The sequence below is a fragment of the Mesoterricola sp. JemC181 genome, assembly GCF_055384585.1.
This window is the reverse complement of sequence record NZ_AP045076.1, coordinates 224,320-248,810: the sequence shown is the minus strand read 5'-3', so window position 1 is coordinate 248,810 and position 24,491 is coordinate 224,320. Positions and strand designations below refer to the sequence as shown.

The following is a 24,491-nucleotide window of genomic DNA, read 5'->3' as shown; positions in this document are numbered from 1 at the left end:
TTACGCCAAAATTTCGCATCCGGGAACGGCGTGCGGATTATTTCTTCTCTATGATGGTCACATGCATGCCCTGGAACTCAGCATCCTCCTGCACCGCGCCCTGGAGGCGCGGGTGGACCACCTTGCCGGGCTCCTGGCGGACCCGGCCTGGCAGCAGGACCCCGAAGGGCTCCATCAGGTGCGGGTGGGCTCCCGGAGGCTGCGGAGCGTCCTCGATCTGGTGCGGCCCGAGCTGTACCCCGGCTTCCGGCGCCAGGGACGCAGGCTGCGCGAGCTCACCCGGGCCCTGGGCCTGACCCGGGAGCTGGACGTGCACAGCGCGTGGCTGGAGCGCCTCGCGGTGCCGGGGCTGGCCACGGGCTCGGCCCTGGAGCACGCCCTGGAGGTGCTCGAAGCCAAGCGGGGCAAAGCCCGCCGCGCCATGGCCCGGGACCTGGAGGGCCTCTCCCTGAAGCGCCTGCCCGACCTCCTCAAGGTGCCCAGCCTTCCCGACCCCTTCCTTCCCGGAAACCTGGCCGCGGACGCCTGGGACGCGCTGGACCCGAGGCTGGAGGCGGCGTTCTCGCCCCTGCCGGGGCTCCTGGAACGGGAGGACCCGCCCGCCCTCCACGCGGCGCGCATCCGGGTCAAGCGGTTCCGCTATGCCCTGGAGGTCCTGGGAGCGGCCTTCGAGGCCCCGCCCGAGGCCCGGCTCAGACAGCTCAAGGAACTCCAGACGGCCCTGGGGGAGCACCATGACCTCGCCATGCTGGAGGAGCTCCTCCAGGATCTCTACGAGGGCCTGGCGGCGAGGAGCCGCGCCCGGCTCGCCTCGGGGACGCTGGAGCTCCTGGCCTACGTGGGCGAAGCCCGGCTGGGCGCCTACGAGCGGTTCCGGACCGCGGCCGCGGGCATGCCGCTGGCCGCGTTCAGGACCGCGTTGAGGGAGGGCCTCGGCCTGCCCGGTGAAGGGAACCCATGAAATACGTCCCCCTGGGGTGGTTCCGCAGCCTCCACGCCAAGCTCTTCATCGTCACGGCCCTCGTGACCAGCCTGCTCACCATCGCCGTGGCCTACTCCATCACGCGCAACAGCCGCCGGGAGATCCTCAACTACACCCGGAACCTGGCCTGGGAGACCTCGTCGGTGGTGGAGACGGAGATCCTCCAGCGCTGGGACAAGGACCTGCACGACTTCAAGAACCAGCGCGCCCTCGAGGAGCTCCTGGAAGGCCTGGCGGGCGAGGACCGCAGCATCTTCCAGATCGACGTGTTCAGGCGGGAGGGCGCCGACGAGGTGGCCCTGGTCACGTCCTCCGCGGACGACGCGGGGGTGACCTTCGGCAAGGAGATCGGCAGCTACATGCGGGGCGGGCCCCAGGCCGAGCTGGTGGACCTCAACACCGGCAACCGGGCCTGGAAGTTCTACCTGCCCATCAAGAATCCCAAGAAGGGCCAGCCGCCCCTGGGCCTGATCCGCACCTACTGCGACCTGGAGCACTGGGAGACGGTGTGGGACCACAACCTCCGGAACACCTACGTCAGGCTTCCCTTCGTGCTCCTGGGCGAGTTCATCCTGCTGTGGGTGATCCTGGCCACGGTGGTCACCGAGCCCATCCGCAGCATCACGGACGCCATGACCCGCCTGGAGCGGGGGGATCCCTCGGCCCGCACGGACGTGCGCAGCAACGACGAGCTGGGGATCATCGCCAACCGCTTCAACCTCATGGCGGCCCAGCTCGAGCGCGCCTCCCTGGAACGGGAGCAGCTCATCGCCGAGATCAAGGGCCTCAACGCAGGCCTCCAGAACCGCATCCACGACGCCCTCTCGGCCCTCCAGGCCAAGAACCAGGAGCTCGAGAACCTCATGGAGGGCAACGCCCTGCTGCGGGAGGAGCTGAGCCAGCAGGAGCGGCTGGCCGTGGCCGGCCAGCTCACGGCGGCCTTTGCCCACGAGGTGGGAACCCCGCTCAACCTGGTCAACAGCCACCTGCAGCTCCTGGAGGGGCAGAGCGACGTCTCCGAACGCACCCGGGACCGCCTGGGCGTCATCCGCGGCCAGATCGAGCGGGTGGGGGACATCGTCCGGAAGATGATGAGCACGACCCGCCGGCCCCGGATCCACCCCGAGCCCGTGCCCCTGGGGCCCCTGATGGCCGATCTCCAGCGCCTCTGGAGCCCGACGCTGGCCAGCCACGGGGTGACCTTCGGCCTCCAGGCGCCGGATCCCTGCGTGCTGCACGTTGACCGCAAGCAGATGGAGCAGCTCTTCCTGAACATGGTGAACAACTCCGTGGACGCCATGCCCGACGGGGGCCGTCTTGACCTGACGGTGGAGCCCGACCCCGAGGGGCGCCGCTGGCTGGTGAGCCTCGCCGACACGGGCATGGGCATCCCGCCGGAGGTGCTGCCCAAGGTCTTCAAGCCCATGTTCACCACCAAGCCCGACGGCAAGGGCACCGGCCTGGGGCTGGCCATCTGCCGCGAGATCATCCGGGCCCACGGAGGCGAGATCCACATCGAGAGCGAGGAGGGCAAGGGCACCACCATGCGCTTCCCCCTCCCCGCCATGCCATAATTGGCCATGCAGAAGATCCGGAAAGCCGTCATCCCCGTCGCGGGCCTGGGAACCCGGTTCCTGCCGGCCACCAAGGCCCAGCCCAAGGAGATGCTGCCCCTGGTGGACAAGCCCGTCATCCAGCACGTGGTCGAGGAGGCCATCCACGCCGGGATCGAGAACATCGTCCTCATCACGGGTCGCGGCAAGCAGGCCATCGAGAACCACTTCGACGTGGCCTTCGAGCTCGAGGAGGCCCTGGATCGCCGGGGCAAGAGCGAGGACCTCAAGCTCGTCCAGGGCATCACCCACCTGGGCCAGTTCTCCTACGTGCGCCAGGGTGAGCCCCTGGGCCTGGGCCACGCCGTGCTCTGCGCCCGGCACGCCGTGGGGGACGAGCCCTTCGCCCTCCTCCTGGGCGACGACGTCTTCGACGAGGACGACCCCGCCCTGGGCGCGCTCATCGCCGCCTACGAGGCCACGGGCAAGTCGGTGGTGGGCGTGCAGGAGGTGCCCGAGAGCCACGTGTCCCGCTACGGCATCGTGAGCAGGCCGGGATCCCCCGGCCTGCCCTGGTGGGACGTCGACCACATCGTGGAGAAGCCCCGGCCCGAGGATGCCCCCAGCCGGTGGGCCGTGGTCGGGAGGTACGTGGTGCTGCCCGAGGTCTTCGAGCACCTGGCCCGCATCAAGCCCGGCGTGGGCGGGGAGTACCAGCTCACCGACGCGCTGATGGTCATGGCCGAGGCGGGGCGGCTGGTGGCGGCGCCCATCCCGGCGCGGCGTTTCGACACCGGGGACAAGCTGGACTACCTGAAGGCCAACGTGGAGTTCGCCCTGAAGCGGGACGACCTGCGGGAGCCGTTCCTGGAGTATCTGAAGGACCTGGTGAAAAGACTGGGTTGACCGAGCTTTTTCGGCGAACCTCGGCTGCCTCGGCGAGAAAGGAAAATACCTGACTTCAGGCGGGGCGGTTCCGCTCCAGGAGCAGGTGCAGGAGGGTCACGGCGGCGTGGGTGATGCCGGGGATCCGGGAGGCCTGGCCCAGGGTCTCGGGGCGGTGGCGCTGGAGCTTCTCCTTCACTTCCGTGCTCAGGCCGGGCAGGTGCTCCACCCGGAAGTCCACGGGGATCCGCACGTGGTCCCAGGCTCGCTGGCCCTGGAGAAGGCGGGTCTCCCGTTCGTGGAAGGCCTGGTAGCGCGTCTCGAAGAGCAGGATGTCCCGCTCCCAGTCGGGATCCCAGCCTTCCTGGGGAAGATTCCAGCCGTCCAGCAGGTCCAGGGCGGCGTCGGCCAGCTCCGGGGTGATCTGCTGGCGCCGGAGGAGGTCCAGCAGCGTCATGCCCGAGGCCAGGGTCAGGCCGGCCCGGACGGCGACGGGGCCGAAGGGGGAGGTGGGGGCCACCCACGCCGCCTCGCACTGCTCCCGCAGGCGGACGCGGCGATCCATGCGCGCCTCCACCGTGGCCAGCTCCCCGGGGGACAGGGCCCCCACCTCCCGGGCCACGTCCAGGAGCCGCGCGTCGGCGAGGTCGCAGGCCAGGGCCAGGCGGTGCTCGGCCCGGGCGGTGAGCATGCGGTAGGGCTCGTCGGTGCCCTTGGTGACCAGGTCGTCGATCATGACGCCGATGTAGGCCTGGTCCCGCCCCAGGACGACGGGCTCCTGGCCGCGCAGGCTCCGCACGGCGTTGACGCCGGCCATGAGGCCCTGCCCCGCGGCCTCCTCGTAGCCGGTGGTGCCGTTGATCTGCCCGGCGAACCAGACGCCCGGGAGGTCCTTCACCTGGAGGCCCCGGGTGAGCTGGAGGGGGTCGAAGCTGTCGTACTCGATGGCGTAGCCGGGGCGCAGGATCTCGGCGCGGGAGAAGCCCGGGAGGCTTCGCACCATGCGTTCCTGGACGTCCACGGGCATGGAGGTGGAAAGGCCGGCCAGGTAGATCTCCCGGGTCTCGAGGGAATCGGGCTCCACGAAGATCTGGTGGCTGTCCTTGCCGGGGAACTTCACGAACTTGTCCTCGATGGAGGGGCAGTAGCGCGGGCCCACCCCTTCCACGTGGCCCCCGTACATGGAGGACCGCCCCAGGTTCTCCCGCACCGCGCGCTCGGTCTCCGCCGTGGTGTGCACGATGTGGCAGGGCACCTGCCGCTGGTGGATCCCCGGACTGAAGAAACTGAAGGGGCGGGGCACCGGGTCCCCCCACTGGGGCTCGAGGAGGCTGAAGTCGATGGTGTCGGCGTTGACCCGCGGGCTGGTGCCGGTCTTCAGGCGCCGGCAACGCAGTCCCAGCGCCCGCAGCTGCTGGGCCAGATGGGTGGAGGGGGGCTCCCCGGCGCGCCCGGAATCCAGCTTGCGCTCCCCGATGAGGACCTTGCCGTTCAGGAAGGTGCCGGACGTGACCACCACCGCGTCGCAAGGGAGGAAGGAGCCGTCCACCAGGTCCACGCCGCAGAGCCGGCCCCCGGCCCACTTCAGCTCGGCTGCCAGGCCCTGGGCGAGGCGCAGGCCGGGGAGGCGCTCCAGGTGGTTGCGGGAGGCGGTGCGGTACTTGACCCGGTCGGCCTGGGCCCGGGGGCCCCGCACGGCCACCCCGCGGCTGGCGTTGAGAATGCGGAAGTGGATGCCCGTGGCATCCGCGAGCCGGCCCATGGCACCGCCCAGGGCGTCCAGTTCGCGCACCATGTGCCCCTTGCCCACCCCGCCGATGCTGGGGTTGCAACTCATCTGACCGAGCTGGTCCAGATTCATGGTGAGGAGGACCGTGGGCATCCCCATCCTGGCCGCGATGTTCGCCGCCTCGATGCCCGCGTGCCCGCCTCCTATGACCACCAGCTGCATGAATGCCCCACGGCACCCAGTCTATACGGGATCAGCCCCGGGACGCCTCGTCGGACACGCCGTCGGCAGCGTTGGAATAGATCTCGTTGCCGAGGCGGCGGGCCTTGTCGCGAACCTTGTTGGACATGTCCTTGAGGTCGCCCCGCAGCTCCCGGCCCGTCTTCGGGGTGGTGAGGGCCACCACCACCGCGCCCACCGCGGCACCCAGGAGAAAGAACAGCAGCGTGGAACCCGTGGTATCCCTTGAATCACTCATGTGGCGTCTCCTTTTCAGTGGCGTCCCCAGGGGGCCGCTTGAAGAAAGATATGCCGATTTTCACCGCTGTCAGGAGGGCCTCCAGCCAAGGTGAGGGCCCGCGGTCCAAAAGGCCGGTCAGGGACCGCACCAGGGCCACGGCCAGGCCTCCCGCGGTCGCCGGGAACTCGAGGCTCCGTTCCACCAGGCCCGTCACCCGGTCCAGGCTCTCGCGCGTCTGGTGCACGTCCCGTGAGATCTGCCGCAGGTCCTCCCGGGCGCTCTCGGCCAGCGCCTCCACGGCCTTGGCCGTGCGCATCAGCTGGAGCAGGAGGGGAACGATGAACCCCGTCAGGACCAGAAGCACCACCACCAGAACGAATTGCAGCACCCTGTCCATGGATCCCTCCAGTCAAGTCTTCCCAATGTAGGCAGGGTTCCAGGGGGTTGCCAGCATAATCGGTGCCGGAGCCGGACTGGTAAATTTGCTCGCTCGCCTCACAAGGGTTTAGTGGGAGAATCGGGTACATGAAACAGAAAATGAACCCTGAGGAGCGCCGGGAGCGCCGGCGGCGGGTCGTGGCCCGGTCCAAGTTCGCCCTGCCCTCCGCCATCACGCTGCTGTCCGTCCTCTGCGGGTTTTCCAGCGTGGTCATGTCCATCAACGCCGCGGGTGACCACCCGGGCGTCAACTTCCTGTGGGGCGCCGGCCTGCTCCTCGCCGCCGGTGTATTCGACGGTTTGGACGGCCGCGTCGCCCGGGCCACCAATACCGCCACGGAATTCGGCGTTCAGCTCGATTCCCTGGCCGACGTCCTCAGCTTCGGCATGGCCCCCGCCATCCTGGCCTACCGCTACGGGTTCTTCCAGCTCGGCCTGGCCGATCCCCAGCTGCGCGCCGTGGGCTGGGGGGCCTCCTTCTTCTTCGTGGCCTGCGGGGCCCTGCGCCTGGCCCGGTTCAACGTCCAGGTCGGGTTCGTGGACTCCCGCTTCTTCGTGGGCATGCCCATCCCCGCGGGCGCCGCCTGCGTCGCCGCAGTGATCCTCTGCTGGCCCGAAGCCCCCACCCGGCCGTGGGTGGCCTACGTATTTGCGGCCCTGCTGGTCCTGGTGGGCCTGCTCATGGTCTCCACCGTGCGCTTCCCCAGCTTCAAGAAGCGCTCCGCGAGCCCGGGCGCGGCCCGGCTCCTGACCCTGGCCATCCTCTTCGTCCTGGCCATGATCCCGGTGCTGCGGGAGCGGTTCTTCGTCTACTTCTTCGCGGCGTTCATCCTGGGCTCCCTGGCCATGAACCTGGCCTGGAGGACCGGGTGGAGGGGCGTCGAGCCCCCCGTCAAGAAGGTCCCCGAGGCCGACGTCCCGGTCGGGTAGCTACTTCTTCTTGCCCTTCTTGTGCTTCGCGCCCTCGGCGGGCACCGGGAGGCCGCCGGTGACGGTGGCGCCGTCGCTGAGGACCAGGCTCCATCCCAGGCGGTCCCCCTTGCGCAGGGCCAGGCGCCGGAGGGTGCCTGAGGGGAACTCCACGAAGTGCCGGGACAGCACCGCCCCGCCGTAGGTGGGGCAGTCGTCGCCCCGCATGGGGGAGCAGGGGGGCACGGCCTCGGCGGTCTCCACGATGGTGCCGTCCTCCCTGACCCAGGCCACGTCCAGGGAGATGAGGCAGTTCTTCATCCAGATGCTGCGGTTGCCCTCCTCGGGGTAGAGGAAGATCATGCAGCGGTCCTTGGCCAGGGACTGCCGGCGCATGAGGCCCAGGGCCTGCTCCTGGGGGGTGCGCGCCACTTCGGCCAGGAACCTCTGGCCCTTGGCCACGACGGTCCCCCCGTCGGGAACCACCGGGGCGGCGGCGAGCAGCAGGCTGAGGAGCAGTGGGGTCATGGATTCTCCGGGGCGACCCTCCATGGTAGAGCGACTATTCCAGCCAATCCACCACGCGTTCCACGTCCTCCGGCTCGTGCCAGCCGTGGAAGGCCACCCGCAGGTAGCCTTCCCGCACGGAGGCGTAGACGCCCCGCCGCATGCCCTTCATGAGGAGTTCGTGCATGGCCGCCGGTCCGCGGCCGCCGTGGTGGAGGCTCAGGATGGAGCCCAGGCGCCCCGCTTCCAGCAAGGTCCGCAGGCGCCCGGCCTCCCCGGCCCAGGCGGGGTTCTTCGCCAGCCCCTCCAGGAAGCGCTCCTGCAGGAGGCGGATGTGGGCGGCGATGGCGGGGATGCCGGCCTCGTTCACGGTGCGGAAGGATTCCAGGGCCCCGGCGCAGGAGACGATGCTCAGGGTCCCCGGCTCCATGCGCTGGCCGTCCGCGAGCCACGCGCGGTCGTGGTCCGTGGAGGCGCGGTCGAAGGCGGTGCCCTCCTCCACCGACATCCAGGACCCCATGGGGATCAGGTCCTTGCGGAAGGCCGGGTCGGTCCAAAGGAACCCCTGGCCCTGGGGGCCCAGGAGGCCCTTGTGCCCGCCCGAGGCGAAGGCGCTGGCCCCCGACAGGTCCGCCGGCAGGGTTCCGGCGCCCTGGATGCCGTCCACCACCAGATGGACCCCCCGGGCCCGGCACGCCGCGCCCAGGGAGGCGATGTCGAGCCTCAGGCCATCCTGGAAACGCACCCAGGAAACGGCCAGGACCCGGGTGGAGTGGCCCAGGGCGGCCAGCAGGCGGGCTTCCACGTCGTCCCCGGCCGCGGGGGGCGTGGAGCTCCATGCGGCGGCCCCGGCCTGGTGCCCCTCCCACAGGGGGATCTCCCGGAACCGCACGCCGCGCGCCTCCAGGGCCTTCCAGGGCCAGATGTTGGTGGGGAACTCCCCCAGGGGCGCCACCACCTCGTCCCCGCGGCTCCAGCGCATCCCCTGGGCCACGGCCACCAGGCCCGACGACGTGGAGGGGGTGAGGGTGATGTCCGCGGCCTCGCCGCCCACGATCCTGGCGGCCTCCCGGCGCAGGGCGTCCGGGATGCCCAGGTAGTCCTCCTTCCACTTCAGCTCCCAGGGCCACAGCTCCTTGTGGAGGTAGGCCCGGATGCTGCGCACCACTGACCGGGGCACGGGTCCCTCGGAGCAGTGCATGAGCCAGAGGTGGTCGGCGTCCAGGTGGAACAGGGCGGGATTGAGGGGCGGGAGGGTCACGGGTGGACGTTCTCCAGGAGGGCCTTGAGGGAGTTGGGGAAGAGCTCCTCGACCATGCGGCGCACCGCGTGGGCGTACTGCTGGATCTCCCACTGGGCGTGGCCGTCAGTGCGCAGCCGGATGAAGTGGGCCGCCGCCTGGAGGCTGACCGTCCAGTAGACCTCGGAGTAGAGCCCCAGGGGCAGGACGCAGCGGGCCTGCTCGCGGCAGACGCCCAGGCTGATGAGTTTCTTGTATTGGGCGACGGCGTTCCGGCAGGCGTCCAGGAACAGGGCGTGGGCCTGGTCTCCCGCCTCGCCGTCCACCTGGCCCTCGGATCCCTGCTTGTTCACCTTGGCTTGGCGGCGAAAGGTCTCGGGAACAAAGAATTCATCTTCTGGGAACTCCACATAGCGGCCGCTGATTTCATTGAATTCGCTGGCAATGCGGTGTTTCATCCACTGCCGGAAGACGAAGATCGGTGCCTTCACATGAAAAGTTAGAGCCGTGTGCCGGAAGGGCGAGGTGTGGTCGTGCTCGGCCAGGTACGAAATGAGCTTGCCGTCCGCCTCGTCGTACACCTCCTTGCGCTTTCCGAAGGACACCCGTGCGGCGTTCACCACGCTGAGGTCGGACCCCATGTGGTCCACCAGCTTCACGAATCCGCGGTCCAGGACGGCCAGTTCGGTCAAGGGCATGGGAGGTCTCCTGAGCCCCATTGTAACCAGGGCCACTTCCTGCGCCCCCGGGGACCTGCGAGAATGGGGGTGCTTGGCAGGCGAACCCCGCGCGCCCCGGCCGGTCCCGACGTCGACGGGGCGCGCGACCTCCAGGCCCCACCGGAGACCCCATGAAATTCTTCATCGACACTGCCAACATCAGCGAAATCAAGCGCATCAACGAATGGGGGATCCTGGACGGCGTCACGACCAACCCCAGTCTCATCGCCAAGGAATCCGGCAAGCCCTTCGAAGCGATCATCGAGGAGATCTGCGCCATCGTGGACGGCCCCATCTCCGCCGAGGTCATCGCCCTGGACGCCCCCACCATGATCAAGGAGGGCCGCCTCCTGGCCAAGATCCACAAGAACGTCGTGGTGAAGGTGCCGCTGACCGCCGAGGGCCTCAAGGCCACCCACGCCTTCAAGGCCGAGGGCATCCGCACCAACGTCACCCTCTGCTTCAGCGCCACCCAGGGCCTCATGGCCGCCAAGGCCGGCGCCACCTACGTGAGCCCCTTCGTGGGCCGCCTGGACGACATCAACGCCGTGGGCATGGAGCTCATCGAGGACCTGGTGACGATCTTCACCAACTACGACCTGGAGACCAACGTCCTCTCCGCCTCCATCCGCAGCCCCCGCCACGTCACCGAGTCCGCCCTGGCCGGCGCCCATGTGGCGACGATCCCCACGAAGGTCTTCGACCAGATGCTGGCGCATCCCCTGACTGACAAGGGCATCGAAGGCTTCCTGGCCGACTGGAAGAAGAGCGGCCGATAGATCCTATTTTCCTCGGCGAGGAAGGATCTACTTCCTCTTCCAGAAGCCCCGGTGCAGTTCGGCGATCTCCCCTTCCACCTCGGGGACCGGCCCGGTGACCTGGATCGCCTTCTGGCTGTGGGCATAGATGTAGCGCGCCGGCACGTCCATGGTCGGGTTCTCCGGGTCGTCCCCGGTCAGCTCCAGCAGGCGCCGCTCATCCAGGCCGTAGACCAGCCGGCCGATATTGGCCCAGTACTGGGTCGCCGCGCACATGGCGCAGGGCTCCACAGTGGTGTAAAGCGTGCATTCCCAGAGATAATCTGAAGAGAAGTTCATGTCCGCGGTGCGGGCCAGGACGCTTTCTGCGTGGTTCACGGTGCTGACGTTGCCCTGCTCCAGGAGGACCGTCTCGTGGTCGGGGGCCACGAGCAGGGCCCCGAAGGGGTGGTGGCCCATGGCCACGGCCCGGGCGGCGATGGCGTTGGCCCGGCGCAGATGGCGCAGGATCTGGGCGGACGTGGGTCCGGGCTGGTCGACCATGGGGAAACCTCCGTTTCGTTGCCGGGGAGGCTACCAGGGTAAGGCAACGGGGTGGACAAATTTTTATTATTCCAGGAAAAAAACCAGTCATCCGCCCGGGACCGGGTACACTTGCGAACGACAAATCCCTTCACCCCAACCAGGAGGCAGACCATGAGGAAGCCAGTTCTCGCTCTAGGAGCGGTCTTTGCATTCACCTGCGGGCTCTCCGCAGCCCCCCCCAAGGCCAAGGTCAAGATCGCCCTCATCGTCGAGTCCACCGTGGACGACAAGGGCTGGTGCCAGTCCATGCACGACGCCATCAAGGCCGTGCAGAAGGAATACGGCGAAGCCAGGGTCGAGTACAGCTACAGCGAGAAGATGAAGCCGGTGGACGCGGGTTCCGCTGCCCGGCAGTACGCCTCCAAGAAGTTCGACATCATCATCTGCCACGGCGCCCAGTACAAGAACCTGGTCAACGAGATGGCCCCCGACTTCAAGGACACGACCTTCGTGTTCGGCACCAGCGCCGACATCGGCGGCAAGAACGTCTTCACCTACATGCCCGAGAGCGAGGAGACCGGCTACCTGAACGGCATCATCGCCGGCATGGTCACCAAGACCAATACCGTGGGCCTCGTGGGTCCCGTCGACGGCGGTGACGCCGCCCGGTACGACCGCGGCTTCGTCCTCGGCGCCAAGGCCGCGAACCCCAAGGTCAACGTCAAGGTCGCCCACACGGGCAGCTTCGGCGACTTCGTGAAGGCCTCCGAGCTGGCCCAGACCCAGATGAAGGCCGGAGCGGACTTCCTCACCGGTTCCTCCCAGCAGGCCATGGGCGCCCTGCGCGCCGTCGCCGCCAGCGCCGACAAGAACATCTGGTGGGCGGGCCAGGACATCTCCCAGCTGCACGTGGCCGAGTCCCCCCGGGTGCTCGCGGCCTCCAGCTACAACTACACCACGGTGGTCGAAGTCCTCATCGCCAAGCGCGAGGCCGGCGTCAAGGGCGGGGAGAACATCCCCCTCAACTTCGCCAACAAGGGCTTCGTCTTCGCCTACAACGACAAGGTGGGCAAGGTCCTGACCCCGGCCATCAGGAAGGCCGTGGACAAGGCCAAGGCCGATCTCACCGCCGGCAAGCTCAAGCTGGACTGGAAAGCCGTCAAATTCTAAGGCAACACCGGAACATGGACCCCGGTCTGCCCTAGGCATACCGGGGTCCGTTCTCTACCGGAGACCCCCATGGCAACAGCCGAGCCCATCAACGAGCTCCAGCTTTCCGGCATCACCAAGCGCTTCCCCGGCATCCTGGCGTGCAACAACGTCTCCATGCGGGTCGCCCGCGGCGAGGTGCTGGCCCTCGTGGGCGAGAACGGGGCCGGGAAGTCCACCCTCATGAACATCCTGGCGGGCCTCTACCAGCCCGACGCGGGGACGATATCGATCAACGGGGAGGAGGTGCGCTTCCACACCCCCAACGACGCCTACGCCCGGGGCATCGGCATGGTGCACCAGAACTTCATGCTCGTGCCCAACATGACGGTGACCGAGAACGTGGCCCTGGGCCTGAAGCAGCACCACAAGTTCATGAACCTGGATCTCAAGGCCACCCGGGCGAGGATCCTCGAGGTCTCCGAGCACCACGAGCTGCCGGTGAACCCTGATGCCTATGTCTGGCAGCTCTCCGTGGGCGAGCAGCAGCGGGTGGAGCTCATCAAGACCCTCTGCTTCGGCGCCCAGCTGCTCATCCTGGACGAGCCCACCTCCGCCCTCACCCCGCAGGAGACCGACGATCTCATCGACCGGCTCAAGCGCATGACGGCCGAGCTCTCCATCATCTTCATCAGCCACAAGCTCCACGAAGTGAAGGAACTCAGCCACCGGGTGGCGATCCTGCGCCACGGCGCGGTGGTCTTCAACGGACGCACCGAGGACCACACGCCGGCGGAGCTGGCCGCGCTCATGACCGGCCGCGAGATCCACCTGCCCCGCAACGAGGGCCTGCTGGTGGAGGGCCCGGCCATCCTCGAGGCCCGGGACCTGAAGGTGCGCGGCGACCGCGGGCACTTCGCCCTCGACGGGCTCAACCTGGAAGTGCATGCCGGCGAGATCCTCGGCCTGGCCGGCGTCTCCGGCAACGGACAGCGGGAGCTGGCCGAGGCGCTCACGGGCCTGCGGCACGTGGAATCAGGCACGGTCCGGTTCCTGGACAAGGACATGACCAACCGGAGCCCCGCGGCCATGATCGCCGCGGGCCTGGGCTACATTCCCGAGGATCGGCACCACGAGGGCATCGTGCCCAGGTTCACGGTGAAGGAGAACCTGGTCCTCAAGGACTTCCCCACCCCGCAGTTCAGCTGGTCCGTGGTGCTCAAGCTGGGGGAGATCGCCCGCAACGCCGAGACCCTCAAGGGGTCCTTCGACATCCGCTGCTCCTCCACCTCAGCGGCGGGGGGCTCCCTGTCCGGGGGCAACATCCAGAAGGTGATCCTCGCCCGCGAGCTGGCCCGGGAGCCCAGGGCCCTCATCTCGGTGTACCCCACCCGGGGCGTGGACATGGGCGCCCAGGAATTCATCCATTCCCAGCTCCTGGCCCGCCGCCGCGCGGGGGGAGGCATCCTCCTCATTTCCGAGGAGCTCGAGGAAATCATGAATCTCTCCGACCGGATCGCCGTCATCTACAAGGGGCGGATCCTCAAGGTCCTCACCAGCCTCGAGGCGACCCGCGAGAAGCTGGGCCTGCTCATGGCGGGGGTGGCCGAATGAACCGTTTCAAGCTCCTCTACGGCAGCTCCATCGTGGTCCTGGCCGCCCTGGCGGCGGCCCTGGGCGCGGCCCTGGTGCTCACCGCCATCGGGGCCAGCCCCGTGGACACCTTCGTGACGATCTTCACGGGGCCCTTCAAGGACGTCTTCGGCCTCACCGAGATCCTCGTGCGGGCCGTGCCCCTCATCCTGGTGGCGCTGGGCATCGCCATCGCGTTCCGGAGCGGCATCATCAACATCGGCGCCGAGGGGCAGATGCTCATCGGCATCCTGGCCGCCACGGCCACCGCCCTGGCCCTGCCCGCCTGGCCCAAGGCCGTCCTGCTGCCCCTGGTGATCCTGGCCGGAGCCGCGGGAGGCGCTTTCTGGGCCGCCATCGCCGGAACCCTCCGGGCCCGCCTGGGGGTCAACGAGATCCTCTCCACGGTGATGCTCAACTACATCGCCGCCCAGTTCTACACCTTCTTCCTGCGGGGGCCCATGATCGACCCGGGCGAGCTGGAGACGGGCTCGGGCACGCCGCAGTCCATGCGCCTCCCCGAGGCCGCCTTCCTGGACCGGCTCGTGCCCGGCACCCGGCTCCACATGGGGCTCATCCTTGCCCTCGTGCTCTGCGTGTGCGTGTGGTTCCTCCTGTGGCGCACCACCTGGGGCTTCCGTCTCCGGGCGGCGGGCGCCGAGGCCAAGGCCGCGCGCTACGCCGGCATCAACGTGCCGGGCTCCCTGGTGGCGGCCATGTGCCTGTCGGGCGCCTTCGCGGGCATCGCCGGGGCCGTGGAGGTGAGCGGCGTCCACCACCGCGCCATCGAGAACATCACCTCGGGCTATGGCTTCGCGGGCATCGTGGTGGCGCTCTTCGGGGCCCTGCACCCCGCGGGCATCGTGCCGGCGGCCTTCTTCTTCGGGCTCCTCCTGGTGGGATCCGACATGACCCAGAGGTCCGCGGGCGTCCCCGCCAACATGATCCTCGTCCTCATGGGCGTGCTCATCCTCTGCATCGTCTCGGCCAAGATGTATCTCAACAACCCCTACGCGCAGGAACGGGCGGCGCGGTTCTTCGCCCGGTTCCGGAAGCCCGACGCGGGAGAACCCTCATGAGCCACGATCTCGTCTACAACATCCTGTCGCTGGGCGTGCCCTTCTCCGTGGCGCTGCTGCTGGCCTCCCTGGGCGAGATGTTCAACCAGCGCGCCGGGGTCTTCAACCTGGGCTGCGAGGGCATCATGTGCATGGGCGCCTTCCTGGGCTTCCTTCCGGCCTTCTACCTCAAGACCGGCCCCCTGGCCCCCTACGGCATCGTCATCGGCTTCGCGGTCGCGGCGGCGGCCGGGGTCGTCCTGGGCCTCCTCTTCGCCCTGGTCACGGTGACCTTCCGGGCCGAGCAGGGCATCGCGGGCATCGGCCTGCAGATGCTGGGCTGGGGCGTGGCCGGCACCCTCTTCCGGCACTTCGTCGGCGGAGTGACCGGCGTGGAGGGCCTGCCGGCCTGGGCCATCCCCGGCCTCTCCCGCATCCCCTTCCTCGGGGGCATCCTCTTCAACCACAACCCCATGGTCTACATCGCCTTCCTCATGGTCCCGGCCAGCTGGTACCTCCTCTTCAAGACCCCCTGGGGGCTGAAGGTGCGGGCCGCGGGCACCGAGCCCCGGGCGGCGGACAGCATGGGCATCAACGTGAACCGGGTGCGGTACCAGGCGCTCATGGTGGGTGGGGCCATGGCCGGCCTGGGCGGCGCCTACCTCTCCCTCTGCCAGGCCAAGATGTTTGCGGACGACCTGGTGGCGGGGCGAGGATTCATCGCCGTGGCCCTGGTGTACTTCGGGCGCTGGAGCCCCCTGGGGGTCCTGGGCGGCGCGCTGCTCTTCAGCCTGGCCCAGTCGCTGCAGCTCGCCATCCAGGTGGCCGGCATCAAGTTCCCCTACGAATTCGCCGTGATGCTCCCCTACGTCCTGGTCATCCTGGTGCTCTCCCTGGCCCGCAAGGCCCGCATGCGGGGTCCCACGCACCTGGGCGTCCCCTTCAACCGCGAAATGAGGTATTGAGCATGGAACCCAATCTCGAGACCCTGCTGGACACCCTCCGCCGCACGTACCCCACCTCCCTGGTGCGCGTCCTCCCCGAGCCCGCCCTGTTCCTGCGCAGCAACACCGGCCGGACCTTCCACGCCGAGGGCATGCAGGTGCTGTCGGCCGAGTCGGCCCTGGCCTACGCGTCGGCCTACATGGACGGCCTGCGGGAGCGCATCGGCTCCACCGAGGACTACCGCCTCAACGAGCAGCACCCCTGGATCATCGGCGTGCACCCCGGGGACCTGTCCAGCCCGCCCCTGATCTTCATCTTCGGCAACATCATCCGGTCCGGGAAGGAGGAGTGGGTGGAGCTGGGCTACCCCCGCTACGAGAAGCTGGACTTCCCGTCATAAAAAAATTTACCCACGAGTGAAAAAAACCCACCTGCGGTAAACTGGGGCCACCCAGTGAAAGGCGACGACATGTCCACGCTCCAGGTAAACGGCCGGGAAATCGTCACGTCGAAGGACATGAACCTCCTGGAGTTCCTCCGGGAGGAACTGAAAATCACCTCCGTGAAGAACGGCTGCTCGGAAGGCGCCTGCGGATCCTGCATGGTCCTCATCGACGGCAAGGCCTCCCGGGCCTGCCTGTTCAAGATGGACAAGCTGGACGGCAAGAAGGTCGTCACCGTGGAGGGCCTGAGCCCCCGCGAGAAGGAGGTCCTGGGCTGGTCCTACGCCGACGCCGGCGCCGTGCAGTGCGGCTTCTGCATGCCCGGCATGCTCATCAGCACCAAGGGCCTGCTGGACGTGAACCCCGATCCGAAGCCCGAGGAGGTCACCAAGGCCCTGGCCCAGAACATGTGCCGGTGCACCGGCTACGTGAAGATCGAGAAGGCCGTGCTCAACGCCGCGAAGATGCTGCGCGAAGGCACGGCCGTCCCCGCCGATTCCGACATGGCCCTGGCCGTGGGCGAGCGCATCTGCCGCACCGACGCCCGGGACAAGGCCCTGGGCACCGGGCTCTACGTGGACGACATGAGGCGCCCGGGCATGCTGCACGGCGCCGTGCTGCGTCCCCCCAAGGCCCGGGTGCTCGTCAAGGGCATCGACGCCACCGAAGCCCTGGCCATGCCGGGCGTCAAGGCGGTCCTCACCGCCGCGGACGTGCCCGGGGAGCGCCACCAGGGCCACATCATCCACGACTGGCCCGCCATGATCGCCGTGGGCGAGGCGACCCGCTACGTGGGCGACGCCATCGCCCTGGTGGCCGCCGAGACCCGGGCCCAGGCCAAGGCCGCCGTGGCCATGATCAAGCTGGACTACGAGGAGCTCAAGCCCCTCACGGACCCCCGGCGCGCCCTGGACGAGGACGCCCCCAGGCTCCACCCCAAGGGCAACCTCCTGGCCAAGACCGTCCTGCGCCGCGGCGATCCGGACAAGGCCATCGCCGAGGCCGCCCACCTCATCGTCAAGACCTTCAACACGCCGGAGACCGAGCACGCCTTCATGGAGCCCGAGAGCGCCCTGGCGGTGCCCGAGGCCGACGGCACCCTCACGGTCTACACCGGCACCCAGAGCATCTACGACGACCACAAGGGCATCATCGGCGTCCTGGGCGTGGGCCCGGAGCAGGTCAAGGTCATCAGCGCCTACGTGGGCGGCGGCTTCGGCGGCAAGGAGGACCTCATCGTCCAGCACCACGCCGCGCTCCTGGCCAACCACCTGAAGGTCCCGGTGAAGGTCACCCTGGGCCGGCAGGAGAGCCTGAAGGTGCACCCCAAGCGCCACGCCTTCGAGATGGAGTACACCGTGGCCGCCGACGCCCAGGGCCGCATCACGGCCGTGAAGGCGCACCTCCTGGAGGACACCGGCGCCTACGCGAGCCTGGGCGGGCCGGTGCTGCAGCGGGCCTGCACCCACGCCGCGGGGCCCTACAAGATCCCCAACGTGGACATCGTGGGCACGGGCGTCTACACCAACAACCCCCCGGGCGGGGCCTTCCGGGGCTTCGGCGTCACCCAGTCCTGCTTCGCCATGGAGTCCTGCATCACGCTGCTGGCGAAGGAAGTCGGGCTCACCCCCTGGCAGATCCGCTGGCTCAACGCCGTGGAGCCCGGGGACGTGCTCCCCAACGGCCAGATCGTGGACGCTGGCACCGCGCTCAAGGAGACGCTCCTGGCCGTGAAGGAGCTCTGCGAGCAGCGCCCCGACGCGGGCATCGCCTGCGCCATGAAGAACGCCGGCATCGGCGTGGGGCTGTCGGACGTGGGCCGGGTGCGCATCCGCGTGCAGGACGGCCAGGCCGTCATCTACACCAGCGCCGCGTGCATCGGCCAGGGCCTCGCCTCGGTGCTCATGCAGTTCGTGGCCAACGCCTCGGGGCTCTCCTGGGGCCAGATCCGGGTGGCCACCCCCGACACCTCGAACTCCCCCAACGGCGGCACCACCACCGCCAGCCGCCAGACCGTCTTCAACGGCGAGGCCGCGCGCCTCGCCGCCCAGGACCTGAAGCTGGACCTGGAAGGCCACACCCTCGAACAGCTGGAAGGCCGGGAATACTACCGCGAGTACAACGGCGTCACCGATCCCTTCGCCTCGGACAAGCCCAATCCCGTCAGCCACGTCGCCTACTCCTACGCCACCCAGGTGGTGCTCCTGGACGCGGCCGGCCGGCTCGAGAAGGTCGTGGCGGCCCACGACATCGGCAAGGCCATCAACCCCACCCAGGTGGAAGGCCAGATCGAAGGGGGCGTCGTCATGGGCCTGGGCTACGCCCTGACCGAGGACTTCCCGCTCAAGGACGGCGAGGTGATGGCCAAGTACGGCACCCTGGGCCTGTTCAAGGCCGCCAACGTGCCGCCCATCCAGTCCATCATCGTGGAGAAGAACCCGGATCCCCTGGCCTACGGCGCCAAGGGCCTGGGCGAGATCACCACCATCCCCACCGCGCCGGCCGTGGCCGGGGCCTACTTCCACCGGGACGGCGTGTTCCGGGTGGACCTGCCCCTGGCGGGCACGCCCTACACCCGGAAGAAGGGATGAGCCTCGAGATCGTCAGGGCCCTCGCTTCGGCGGGAGAACCGCGCGTCCTCTGCACCGTCCTCAAGGTGAAGGGCTCCGCCCCGCGGCACGCGGGCTCCATGCTCCTGGCCGGGCCCGGGGGCCTGGTGATGGGGTCCGTGGGCGGCGGGCGCGGCGAGTCCCTGGTCCTGGCGGCCTGCCGGGAGAACCTGGGAGGCGCGGCCCCGCTCATCCTCGAGATCGACATGCAGGGCATGGAGGCCGAGGGGCCCGCCATGGTCTGCGGGGGCACCAGCCGGATCCTCGTGGAGCCCCTGGCCGACGCGGCGCCCTACCGGGCCGCCCTCGCGCTGCTCGAGCGCGGGGAGCGGATCGTCCTGGTCAAGCGCCTCGCCACGGGCGAGGCGGGTGTCCTGGATTCCGCGGGCGCCTGGGCCCACGGCCGGGTGGAGGGCGCCGACCCCGCCATGGCCGCCCACGCCCTGGCCTCCGGGCACCCGGTGCTGGCCGAGGCCGAAGGCCTCTTCTTCGATCCCGTCCTTCCCCGGGAGAAGCTCCTCATCCTGGGCGGGGGCCACGTGGGCCGCGCCCTGGCGGCCCTGGCGCCGGGGCTGGGCTTTAGGGTGACCGTGGGCGACGACCGTCCGGAGTATGTGGAGCCGGAGCGGTTCCCCGCGGGCACGGCCACCCTCTGCGGCGCCTTCGCCTCCATCGTGGAGCGCTATGCCTTCGACCCCTCCACCTACGTGGTGATCGTCACCCGGGGCCACCTCTGCGACCTGGAGTGCGTGCGCGCGGTGCTGGGCCGGACCTACCGCTACGCCGGCTTCATGGGCAGCTCCCGCAAGACCCGGCTCGTGCTGGCCCAGGTCGCCTCGGAGGGCTTCGACGCCCGCAAGGTGGAGGCCCTGTGCGCCCCCATCGGCCTGGAGATCGGGGCCGAGACCCCGGAGGAGCTGGCCGTCGCCATCGCCGGGGAACTCATCGCGGTGCGCCGCGACGCCGCCTGGATCCAGGCGCGCATTCCGGCCCGGAAGGCCCGGCGCGGCACCCCATGAACCTCGCGGACGCCCTGCTGCCCCTGTTGCCGGATGGCAGGGGGGTCATCGCGTTCGTGGGCGCAGGGGGCAAGACCACGGCCCTGTTCCGCCTGGCCCGGGAGCTGGCCCCCCGCCCCGTGCTCCTCACCACCACCACCCACCTCGCCGACCCGCGCCTGGAACCGGGCCGGGAGGGCAGGATGGTCTTCGACCCGGCCCTGGAAGGCCCCTTCACCGGCGGCCCCGTGCCCCCCGCGGCCCCCGGCCTCACGATCCTCATGGCCCGGGAGGCCGACGCCCCCGGCAAGGTCAAGGGCATCCACCCGTCCTGGATCCCTGTCCTGCGCGGGTCCTGGGGCCTGGTCCTGGTGGAGGCCGACGGCTCCCGGCGCCTGCCGGTCAAGGCCCCGGCCCCCCACGAACCCGTGCTGCCTCCGGGCACGGACCTGGTGGTGGGCGTCGTCGGGCTGGACTGCCTGGGCCGGCCCCTGGACGGGACCGTGGCCCACCGCCCGGGGCTTTTCGCGGAAATCACGGGCTGCGCTCCCCTTGAACCCATCCGCTGGGAGCACCTGGCCGCCCTGGTCCGGCACCCCCGGGGCCTCTTCAAGGACGCCCGGGGCGCCCGGGTCCTTCTCTTGAACAAGGCCGATACGCTCGGCGCCCTCCCGCCCCTGGCCGGGCTTTTCCCGGGCCGCGTCCTGCTGGGTTCCCTCCTGGCCCCCGATGGCGTCATCCTCGTTGAGGAGGACGCCCCGTGACGATGATCGAAGGCCGGCTTGTGGTGGTGCGTGGGGCCGGAGACCTGGCCACGGGGGTGATCCTGCGCCTCGTGCGCGCCGGGTTCCGGGTGGTGGCCCTGGAAACGGCCCACCCCAGCGCCATCCGGCGAACGGTGAGCTTCTCGGAGGCCATGTACGACGGTTCCGCCCGGGTGGAGGGCCTCTGCGCCCTGCGGTGCGACGCCCTGCCGGAACGATGGGCCCCGGGGGATCCGGTGGCGGTGCTCGAGGACCCCCGCGGCGACCTGCTGACCCGGCTCCGGCCCGCGGCCCTGGTGGACGCCATCATCGCCAAGCGGAACCTGGGCACCTTCCTGGAGATGGCCCCCGTGGTGGTGGCCCTCGGGCCCGGCTTCACGGCCGGGGTGGACGCGCACGCGGTGGTCGAGACCAACCGCGGCCACGACCTGGGCCGGGTGCTCCTCTCCGGCTCCGCCGAGGCGAACACGGGCGTGCCCGGGCTCATCGCGGGCCACGGCTCCGAGCGGGTCATCCACGCCCCCCGGGCGGGGAGGGTGGAGGCCCTCTGCGCCATCGGGGACACGGTGGCGGCCGGGGATCCGGTGCTGGCCATCGGGGGCGAGCCCGTGCCCTCGGCCATCGGCGGTGTCGTGCGGGGCCTCATCCGGCCCGGCTTCGAGGCCCGGGCGGGACTCAAGGTGGCCGACGTGGATCCCAGGTGCGTGCGGGAACACTGCTTTTCCGTCTCCGACAAGGCGCGCGCCATCGCCGGCGGGGTCCTGGAGGCTCTCCTCATGCTGGGTGCGCCGTGATCTACCTGGACAACGCAGCCACCAGCCACCCCAAGGCGCCGGGCGTGCCGGAGGCGGTGGCGGCGTGCCTGGCTTCGGGCGCCTGCAGTCCGGGCAGGGCGAGCCACAGGCTGGCCCGGGACGCCAGCCGCACCCTCTTCGGGGCCCGGGAGGCCTGCGCCGCGTTCCTGGGCGGAACCGATGCCGAGCGCCTGGTCTTCACCCGGAACGCCACCGAGGCATTGAACCTGGCCATCCTGGGCAGCGTCCCGGACGGCGGGACCGTCGCCGTCTCCTCCCTGGAACACAATGCCGTCATGCGGCCCCTGCGCCACCTCGAGGCCACCCGGGGCGTGAGGGTCCGGGTGGTCCCCTTCGACGGCCGCGGCCGGCCCGATCCCGTCGAGCTCAAGGCCGCCCTGTGGATGGCCCCCGACCTCCTGGTGCTGACCGCCGCGAGCAACGTCACCGGCTGCCTGACCCCGGTGGCCGAGGTGGCGGACCTGTGCCGGCGCCTGGGCGTGCCCATCTGCGTGGACGCAAGCCAGACGGCGGGGCATCTGCCCATCCCCCGGGGCTGCGACTACGTCGCCTTTTCCGGCCACAAGGGCCTCCTGGGGCCGCCCGGCACCGGCGGCCTCCTGCTGGGCCCCGGCGCCCGCCCCGAACCGAGGCTCATGGGCGGCACCGGCAGCGCCTCCGAGAGCGAGATCCAGCCCGGGATCCTTCCCGACCGGTTCGAGGCGGGCACCCCCGACGTGCCCGGCCTTGCGGGCCTCTGGACCGCGCTGCGCTTCCTGGAGTCCGAGGGCGCCGCCCTGCACCTGCGGGAACGGGCCCTGTGCGACGACCTCGTGCGCGGGCTCCTGGAACTGCCCTCCGTCGCCGTCCAGGGTCCCGGCCCCGGCGAGGACCGGGCCCCCGTGGTCTCCATCACCGTCGAGGGCCGGGACCTGGGCGAGCTGGCCCTGGAGCTGGACAGGCGCGACATCTGCACCCGGGTGGGCCTCCACTGCGCCCCCGCGGCCCATCGGACCCTGGGGACCCTGGAAGCCGGAGGCACCCTGCGCTTTTCGCCCGGGTTCTCCACCACCCCGCTCGAGATCCAGGCGACCCTGGACGCCATGAAGGAGCTGCTCGCTTGAACCTCACGTCCTACACCCGGTTTTCCGGCTGCGGCGCCAAGCTGGGCCCCGGCGTCCTGGCCAAGGCCCTCTGCGGGCTCGAGCAGCCCGCCTACCCCGACCTGCTGGCCGATTTCGCCGGGAGCGAGGACGCGGGGATCTTCCGCATCGGACCCCACGAGGCGCTGGTGCAGACCGTCGACTTCTTCCCCCCCATCGTGGACGACCCGCGGCTGTTCGGGCGCATCGCCGCCGCCAACGCCCTGTCCGACCTCTACGCCATGGGCGCCCGCCCCATCACCGCCCTGGCCCTGGTGTGCCACCCCCTCAAGGCCCTGGGCATCGAACCGCTCCGCGAGATGCTCGCCGGCGGCCTGGAGGCCCTGGTGGAGGCCGGCTGCGCCCTCCTGGGCGGCCACAGCATCGAGGACCCCGAGCCCAAGCTGGGCTATGCGGTCACGGGGCTGGTGGACCCCGCCCGGGCCTGGCGGAACAACACCCTTCGCCCCGGCGGCCGGCTCATCCTCACCAAGCCCATCGGCACGGGCCTGGTGAACATGGCCCTGCGCGCCCAGTGCGCCTCCCCGGAGGCCCGGGCCGCCGCGGAGCGCTCCATGGCCACCCTGAACCGCGCCGCGGCCGAGGTCCTGGCCCGATTCCACCCCATGGCCGTCACCGACGTCACCGGCTTCGGCCTGGCCGGGCACGCCGCGGAGATGGCCGGCGGGGACTGCGGCCTCACCCTGCGCTTCGCCCAGGTGCCTCTCCTGCCCGGGGTGGAGGAATACGCCTCCATGGGCCTGATCCCCGAGGGCACGTACCGGAACCGGGAGGGCCGACTCCCCTGCGTGGCCGGAGAGGTGCCCGCCCTGGTGTTGGACCTGCTCTTCGACCCCCAGACCTCAGGAGGCCTCCTGGCCGCGCTGCCCGCGGAGGAGGCCGAGGCCGCCGCCGCCGCGCTGCACGAAGCAGGCGCCGGGGGCTGGATCATCGGCGAGACCGGCGGCGCCCCCGGTTCCGTGCGAATACTCTAGTGCTCCTTCTCGCCACCTACCCATCCAGCAATTCGGCCCTTCGGGCTGAGAACCGGCTCAAGGCCGAGGGGCTGAAGGTGGACCTCATTCCGGTCCCCCGGCAGATCCGGAGCAGCTGCGGGTTCTGCCTGCTGGTGGACCCGGCCGGCAATGAAGAACCCCTTCGCGCCAGCGGCCCCGAAGGCCTGTGGCGCGTCCTCGACCCCGAACCCGGAAGCCCCAGGAGGCGCTATGAGCCCTACCCGTAGAACCCTCGACGCAAAGGGGCTGCCCTGCCCCCAGCCCGTGATCCTGACCCGCAAGGCCCTTGCCGAGGGCGGCTTCTCCTCCCTGGAGATCCTCGTGGACGACGCCGCGGCACGGGAGAACATCCTGAAATTCGCAGCCTGGGCCAAATGCGAAGTGGAGGGCGTCGCCTCGGAAGGTGCTCTGACCCGCATCGTCCTGCGGCCCGGAGCCCCGGGCGAGGCGCCCGAAGCCGCTCCCGCGGAACCCGCCCCCGCCGGGGCCCCCACCGTGCTGATCACCTCCGACGGCATCGGCAACGGTTCCCCGGACCTGGCGAAGCTCCTCATGCGCGGCTTCCTCTACACCCTCACCGAGTGCGACGTTCCGCCCATGAGGATCATTTTCATGAACGCGGGGGTGCGCCTGGCCGTCGAGGGTTCCGACTCCCTTGAAAACCTCCGCAAGACCGCCGACCGTGGGGTGGACGTCATCGCCTGCGGCACATGTCTGGAATTCTATAAATTGACCGAGGCTTTGGCGGTAGGCAGGGTGTCGAACATGTATGAAATTTCAGAGCACCTGCTGCAGGGGCCTACGGTTATTCTGGGGTGATTGCAGCTGATCCATGCGCATATCCACCATGAGCGGGCCGACTAATTCGCCGCAAGGCTCCGACGAGGCCATATGACCAGGTAATGGCATTTCTCAGTCCGCAAAATCGAAGATGATTAATAAATAAATGTGATAATTTTCAAACAATTAACATCTATTAACATCCTTAGCAACAACTTTAGAATGAATAAATAAATCCGAATCTCAAAAGTAAAAAGTCATATATGTCAAAATTATCAATGAAAAATTAATATTAAAAAGCCTCGTCTTACGTTGTCTTTCGAAAAAACCCCGGAAAATCACGAAATTAACTCTTGAAAAATCTGTTTTCCAAGGCTTAATGAATCCCACTAATTGTCATGAATTTGCCACACTCCATGACTGAAAATCCGCTCTCATGAAAGGAGTCCACTAGGT

25 protein-coding genes are annotated in these 24,491 nt (G+C 69.3%); 18 read left to right on the top strand and 7 right to left on the bottom strand.

Annotated elements, in window-relative coordinates; genetic code table 11:
- Positions 1-61 precede the first annotated feature (61 nt).
- From ACZ5MC_RS01125 to galU, 3 genes are read left to right on the top strand one after another with little or no spacing between them, the layout of a single operon-like run.
- Positions 62-961 carry a CHAD domain-containing protein gene (locus ACZ5MC_RS01125; protein WP_464516862.1) on the top strand — a complete coding sequence of 300 codons (900 nt, stop codon included), beginning with the start codon at positions 62-64 and terminating at the stop codon, positions 959-961.
- On the top strand, positions 958-2,556 hold the full coding sequence (locus ACZ5MC_RS01120; RefSeq protein ID WP_306598418.1) for a sensor histidine kinase: 1,599 nt from the start codon (positions 958-960) through the stop codon (positions 2,554-2,556). The genes ACZ5MC_RS01125 and ACZ5MC_RS01120 overlap by 4 nt, the downstream gene beginning before the upstream one ends.
- Positions 2,557-2,562: 6 nt before the next feature.
- Positions 2,563-3,441 carry a UTP--glucose-1-phosphate uridylyltransferase GalU gene (gene galU, locus ACZ5MC_RS01115; RefSeq protein WP_306598417.1) on the top strand — a complete coding sequence of 293 codons (879 nt, stop codon included), beginning with the start codon at positions 2,563-2,565 and terminating at the stop codon, positions 3,439-3,441.
- Between the two features lie 55 nt (positions 3,442-3,496).
- Here the strand turns inward: galU and mnmG are convergent, their stop codons facing one another.
- From mnmG to ACZ5MC_RS01100, 3 genes are read right to left on the bottom strand one after another with little or no spacing between them, the layout of a single operon-like run.
- Positions 3,497-5,371 carry a tRNA uridine-5-carboxymethylaminomethyl(34) synthesis enzyme MnmG gene (gene mnmG / locus ACZ5MC_RS01110; protein WP_306598416.1) on the bottom strand — a complete coding sequence of 625 codons (1,875 nt, stop codon included), beginning with the start codon at positions 5,369-5,371 and terminating at the stop codon, positions 3,497-3,499.
- A 31-nt stretch (positions 5,372-5,402) separates the two neighbouring features.
- Complete coding sequence (locus tag ACZ5MC_RS01105) at positions 5,403-5,627, bottom strand: YtxH domain-containing protein (RefSeq protein ID WP_306598415.1); 225 nt, start codon at positions 5,625-5,627, stop codon at positions 5,403-5,405.
- A complete protein-coding gene (locus tag ACZ5MC_RS01100; protein WP_306598414.1) occupies positions 5,620-6,006 on the bottom strand; it encodes a hypothetical protein in 387 nt (128 codons plus the stop codon). Before ACZ5MC_RS01100 ends, ACZ5MC_RS01105 begins: the two co-directional genes overlap by 8 nt.
- A 128-nt stretch (positions 6,007-6,134) precedes the next feature.
- On the opposite strand from ACZ5MC_RS01100, the gene pssA reads away from it, so the two are divergent.
- On the top strand, positions 6,135-6,977 hold the full coding sequence (gene pssA, locus ACZ5MC_RS01095) for a CDP-diacylglycerol--serine O-phosphatidyltransferase (protein ID WP_306598413.1): 843 nt from the start codon (positions 6,135-6,137) through the stop codon (positions 6,975-6,977).
- On the opposite strand, the gene ACZ5MC_RS01090 is transcribed toward pssA, so the two are convergent.
- From ACZ5MC_RS01090 to thyX, 3 genes are read right to left on the bottom strand one after another with little or no spacing between them, the layout of a single operon-like run.
- Positions 6,978-7,484 carry a DUF192 domain-containing protein gene (locus tag ACZ5MC_RS01090; protein WP_306598412.1) on the bottom strand — a complete coding sequence of 169 codons (507 nt, stop codon included), beginning with the start codon at positions 7,482-7,484 and terminating at the stop codon, positions 6,978-6,980.
- Between the two features lie 34 nt (positions 7,485-7,518).
- Positions 7,519-8,724 (bottom strand): aminotransferase class V-fold PLP-dependent enzyme, encoded by a 1,206-nt coding sequence (locus tag ACZ5MC_RS01085; protein ID WP_464516861.1) that lies wholly within the window; start codon positions 8,722-8,724, stop codon positions 7,519-7,521.
- A complete protein-coding gene (gene thyX, locus ACZ5MC_RS01080) occupies positions 8,721-9,401 on the bottom strand; it encodes an FAD-dependent thymidylate synthase (protein ID WP_464516860.1) in 681 nt (226 codons plus the stop codon). The genes ACZ5MC_RS01085 and thyX overlap by 4 nt, the downstream gene beginning before the upstream one ends.
- A gap of 152 nt (positions 9,402-9,553) precedes the next feature.
- On the opposite strand from thyX, the gene fsa reads away from it, so the two are divergent.
- Positions 9,554-10,201, top strand: coding sequence for a fructose-6-phosphate aldolase (gene fsa, locus ACZ5MC_RS01075; protein ID WP_306598409.1), 648 nt, complete (start codon positions 9,554-9,556; stop codon positions 10,199-10,201).
- Between the two features lie 27 nt (positions 10,202-10,228).
- On the opposite strand, the gene ACZ5MC_RS01070 is transcribed toward fsa, so the two are convergent.
- Complete coding sequence (locus tag ACZ5MC_RS01070) at positions 10,229-10,723, bottom strand: nucleoside deaminase (protein WP_464516859.1); 495 nt, start codon at positions 10,721-10,723, stop codon at positions 10,229-10,231.
- 153 nt (positions 10,724-10,876) lie between these two features.
- Here ACZ5MC_RS01070 and ACZ5MC_RS01065 point away from each other — a divergent pair, with 153 nt between their 5' ends.
- The 13 genes from ACZ5MC_RS01065 to yedF all read left to right on the top strand — a co-directional run bounded on the left by ACZ5MC_RS01065 (position 10,877) and on the right by yedF (position 24,074).
- A complete protein-coding gene (locus tag ACZ5MC_RS01065; protein ID WP_464516858.1) occupies positions 10,877-11,875 on the top strand; it encodes a BMP family lipoprotein in 999 nt (332 codons plus the stop codon).
- Positions 11,876-11,944: 69 nt separating this feature from the next.
- Complete coding sequence (locus ACZ5MC_RS01060) at positions 11,945-13,468, top strand: ABC transporter ATP-binding protein (RefSeq protein ID WP_464516857.1); 1,524 nt, start codon at positions 11,945-11,947, stop codon at positions 13,466-13,468.
- The gene (locus ACZ5MC_RS01055) at positions 13,465-14,565 is read left to right on the top strand and encodes an ABC transporter permease (RefSeq protein WP_306598405.1); all 1,101 of its coding nucleotides are present in this window, start codon (positions 13,465-13,467) and stop codon (positions 14,563-14,565) included. The genes ACZ5MC_RS01060 and ACZ5MC_RS01055 overlap by 4 nt, the downstream gene beginning before the upstream one ends.
- The gene (locus tag ACZ5MC_RS01050) at positions 14,562-15,509 is read left to right on the top strand and encodes an ABC transporter permease (RefSeq protein ID WP_464516856.1); all 948 of its coding nucleotides are present in this window, start codon (positions 14,562-14,564) and stop codon (positions 15,507-15,509) included. The genes ACZ5MC_RS01055 and ACZ5MC_RS01050 overlap by 4 nt, the downstream gene beginning before the upstream one ends.
- Positions 15,510-15,511: 2 nt before the next feature.
- Entirely contained in the window at positions 15,512-15,889 is a 378-nt protein-coding gene (locus tag ACZ5MC_RS01045; protein WP_306598403.1) for a hypothetical protein, read from the top strand.
- A gap of 69 nt (positions 15,890-15,958) precedes the next feature.
- Positions 15,959-18,523 carry a selenium-dependent xanthine dehydrogenase gene (gene xdh, locus ACZ5MC_RS01040; protein ID WP_464516855.1) on the top strand — a complete coding sequence of 855 codons (2,565 nt, stop codon included), beginning with the start codon at positions 15,959-15,961 and terminating at the stop codon, positions 18,521-18,523.
- The gene (locus tag ACZ5MC_RS01035; protein ID WP_306598401.1) at positions 18,520-19,560 is read left to right on the top strand and encodes an XdhC family protein; all 1,041 of its coding nucleotides are present in this window, start codon (positions 18,520-18,522) and stop codon (positions 19,558-19,560) included. The genes xdh and ACZ5MC_RS01035 overlap by 4 nt, the downstream gene beginning before the upstream one ends.
- Positions 19,557-20,303 carry a selenium cofactor biosynthesis protein YqeC gene (gene yqeC / locus ACZ5MC_RS01030; protein WP_306598400.1) on the top strand — a complete coding sequence of 249 codons (747 nt, stop codon included), beginning with the start codon at positions 19,557-19,559 and terminating at the stop codon, positions 20,301-20,303. Before ACZ5MC_RS01035 ends, yqeC begins: the two co-directional genes overlap by 4 nt.
- Before the next feature lie 2 nt (positions 20,304-20,305).
- Complete coding sequence (gene yqeB / locus ACZ5MC_RS01025) at positions 20,306-21,097, top strand: selenium-dependent molybdenum cofactor biosynthesis protein YqeB (RefSeq protein ID WP_306602305.1); 792 nt, start codon at positions 20,306-20,308, stop codon at positions 21,095-21,097.
- A complete protein-coding gene (locus ACZ5MC_RS01020) occupies positions 21,094-22,221 on the top strand; it encodes an aminotransferase class V-fold PLP-dependent enzyme (protein ID WP_306598399.1) in 1,128 nt (375 codons plus the stop codon). The genes yqeB and ACZ5MC_RS01020 overlap by 4 nt, the downstream gene beginning before the upstream one ends.
- The gene (gene selD, locus ACZ5MC_RS01015) at positions 22,218-23,234 is read left to right on the top strand and encodes a selenide, water dikinase SelD (RefSeq protein ID WP_464516854.1); all 1,017 of its coding nucleotides are present in this window, start codon (positions 22,218-22,220) and stop codon (positions 23,232-23,234) included. The genes ACZ5MC_RS01020 and selD overlap by 4 nt, the downstream gene beginning before the upstream one ends.
- Entirely contained in the window at positions 23,234-23,482 is a 249-nt protein-coding gene (locus tag ACZ5MC_RS01010; RefSeq protein WP_464516853.1) for a putative Se/S carrier protein, read from the top strand. Before selD ends, ACZ5MC_RS01010 begins: the two co-directional genes overlap by 1 nt.
- The gene (yedF, locus tag ACZ5MC_RS01005; RefSeq protein WP_306598396.1) at positions 23,466-24,074 is read left to right on the top strand and encodes a sulfurtransferase-like selenium metabolism protein YedF; all 609 of its coding nucleotides are present in this window, start codon (positions 23,466-23,468) and stop codon (positions 24,072-24,074) included. Before ACZ5MC_RS01010 ends, yedF begins: the two co-directional genes overlap by 17 nt.
- Positions 24,075-24,491: the final 417 nt, after the last annotated feature.

Coding starts and splice junctions, on each gene's coding strand:
- ACZ5MC_RS01125 (WP_464516862.1), top strand. CDS start 62: ATGCATGCCCTGGAACTCAGCATCCTCCTGCACCGCGCCCTGGAGGCG.
- ACZ5MC_RS01120 (WP_306598418.1), top strand. CDS start 958: ATGAAATACGTCCCCCTGGGGTGGTTCCGCAGCCTCCACGCCAAGCTC.
- galU (WP_306598417.1), top strand. CDS start 2,563: ATGCAGAAGATCCGGAAAGCCGTCATCCCCGTCGCGGGCCTGGGAACC.
- mnmG (WP_306598416.1), bottom strand. CDS start 5,371: ATGCAGCTGGTGGTCATAGGAGGCGGGCACGCGGGCATCGAGGCGGCG.
- ACZ5MC_RS01105 (WP_306598415.1), bottom strand. CDS start 5,627: ATGAGTGATTCAAGGGATACCACGGGTTCCACGCTGCTGTTCTTTCTC.
- ACZ5MC_RS01100 (WP_306598414.1), bottom strand. CDS start 6,006: ATGGACAGGGTGCTGCAATTCGTTCTGGTGGTGGTGCTTCTGGTCCTG.
- pssA (WP_306598413.1), top strand. CDS start 6,135: ATGAAACAGAAAATGAACCCTGAGGAGCGCCGGGAGCGCCGGCGGCGG.
- ACZ5MC_RS01090 (WP_306598412.1), bottom strand. CDS start 7,484: ATGACCCCACTGCTCCTCAGCCTGCTGCTCGCCGCCGCCCCGGTGGTT.
- thyX (WP_464516860.1), bottom strand. CDS start 9,401: ATGCCCTTGACCGAACTGGCCGTCCTGGACCGCGGATTCGTGAAGCTG.
- fsa (WP_306598409.1), top strand. CDS start 9,554: ATGAAATTCTTCATCGACACTGCCAACATCAGCGAAATCAAGCGCATC.
- ACZ5MC_RS01070 (WP_464516859.1), bottom strand. CDS start 10,723: ATGGTCGACCAGCCCGGACCCACGTCCGCCCAGATCCTGCGCCATCTG.
- ACZ5MC_RS01065 (WP_464516858.1), top strand. CDS start 10,877: ATGAGGAAGCCAGTTCTCGCTCTAGGAGCGGTCTTTGCATTCACCTGC.
- ACZ5MC_RS01060 (WP_464516857.1), top strand. CDS start 11,945: ATGGCAACAGCCGAGCCCATCAACGAGCTCCAGCTTTCCGGCATCACC.
- ACZ5MC_RS01055 (WP_306598405.1), top strand. CDS start 13,465: ATGAACCGTTTCAAGCTCCTCTACGGCAGCTCCATCGTGGTCCTGGCC.
- ACZ5MC_RS01050 (WP_464516856.1), top strand. CDS start 14,562: ATGAGCCACGATCTCGTCTACAACATCCTGTCGCTGGGCGTGCCCTTC.
- ACZ5MC_RS01045 (WP_306598403.1), top strand. CDS start 15,512: ATGGAACCCAATCTCGAGACCCTGCTGGACACCCTCCGCCGCACGTAC.
- xdh (WP_464516855.1), top strand. CDS start 15,959: ATGTCCACGCTCCAGGTAAACGGCCGGGAAATCGTCACGTCGAAGGAC.
- ACZ5MC_RS01035 (WP_306598401.1), top strand. CDS start 18,520: ATGAGCCTCGAGATCGTCAGGGCCCTCGCTTCGGCGGGAGAACCGCGC.
- yqeC (WP_306598400.1), top strand. CDS start 19,557: ATGAACCTCGCGGACGCCCTGCTGCCCCTGTTGCCGGATGGCAGGGGG.
- yqeB (WP_306602305.1), top strand. CDS start 20,306: ATGATCGAAGGCCGGCTTGTGGTGGTGCGTGGGGCCGGAGACCTGGCC.
- yedF (WP_306598396.1), top strand. CDS start 23,466: ATGAGCCCTACCCGTAGAACCCTCGACGCAAAGGGGCTGCCCTGCCCC.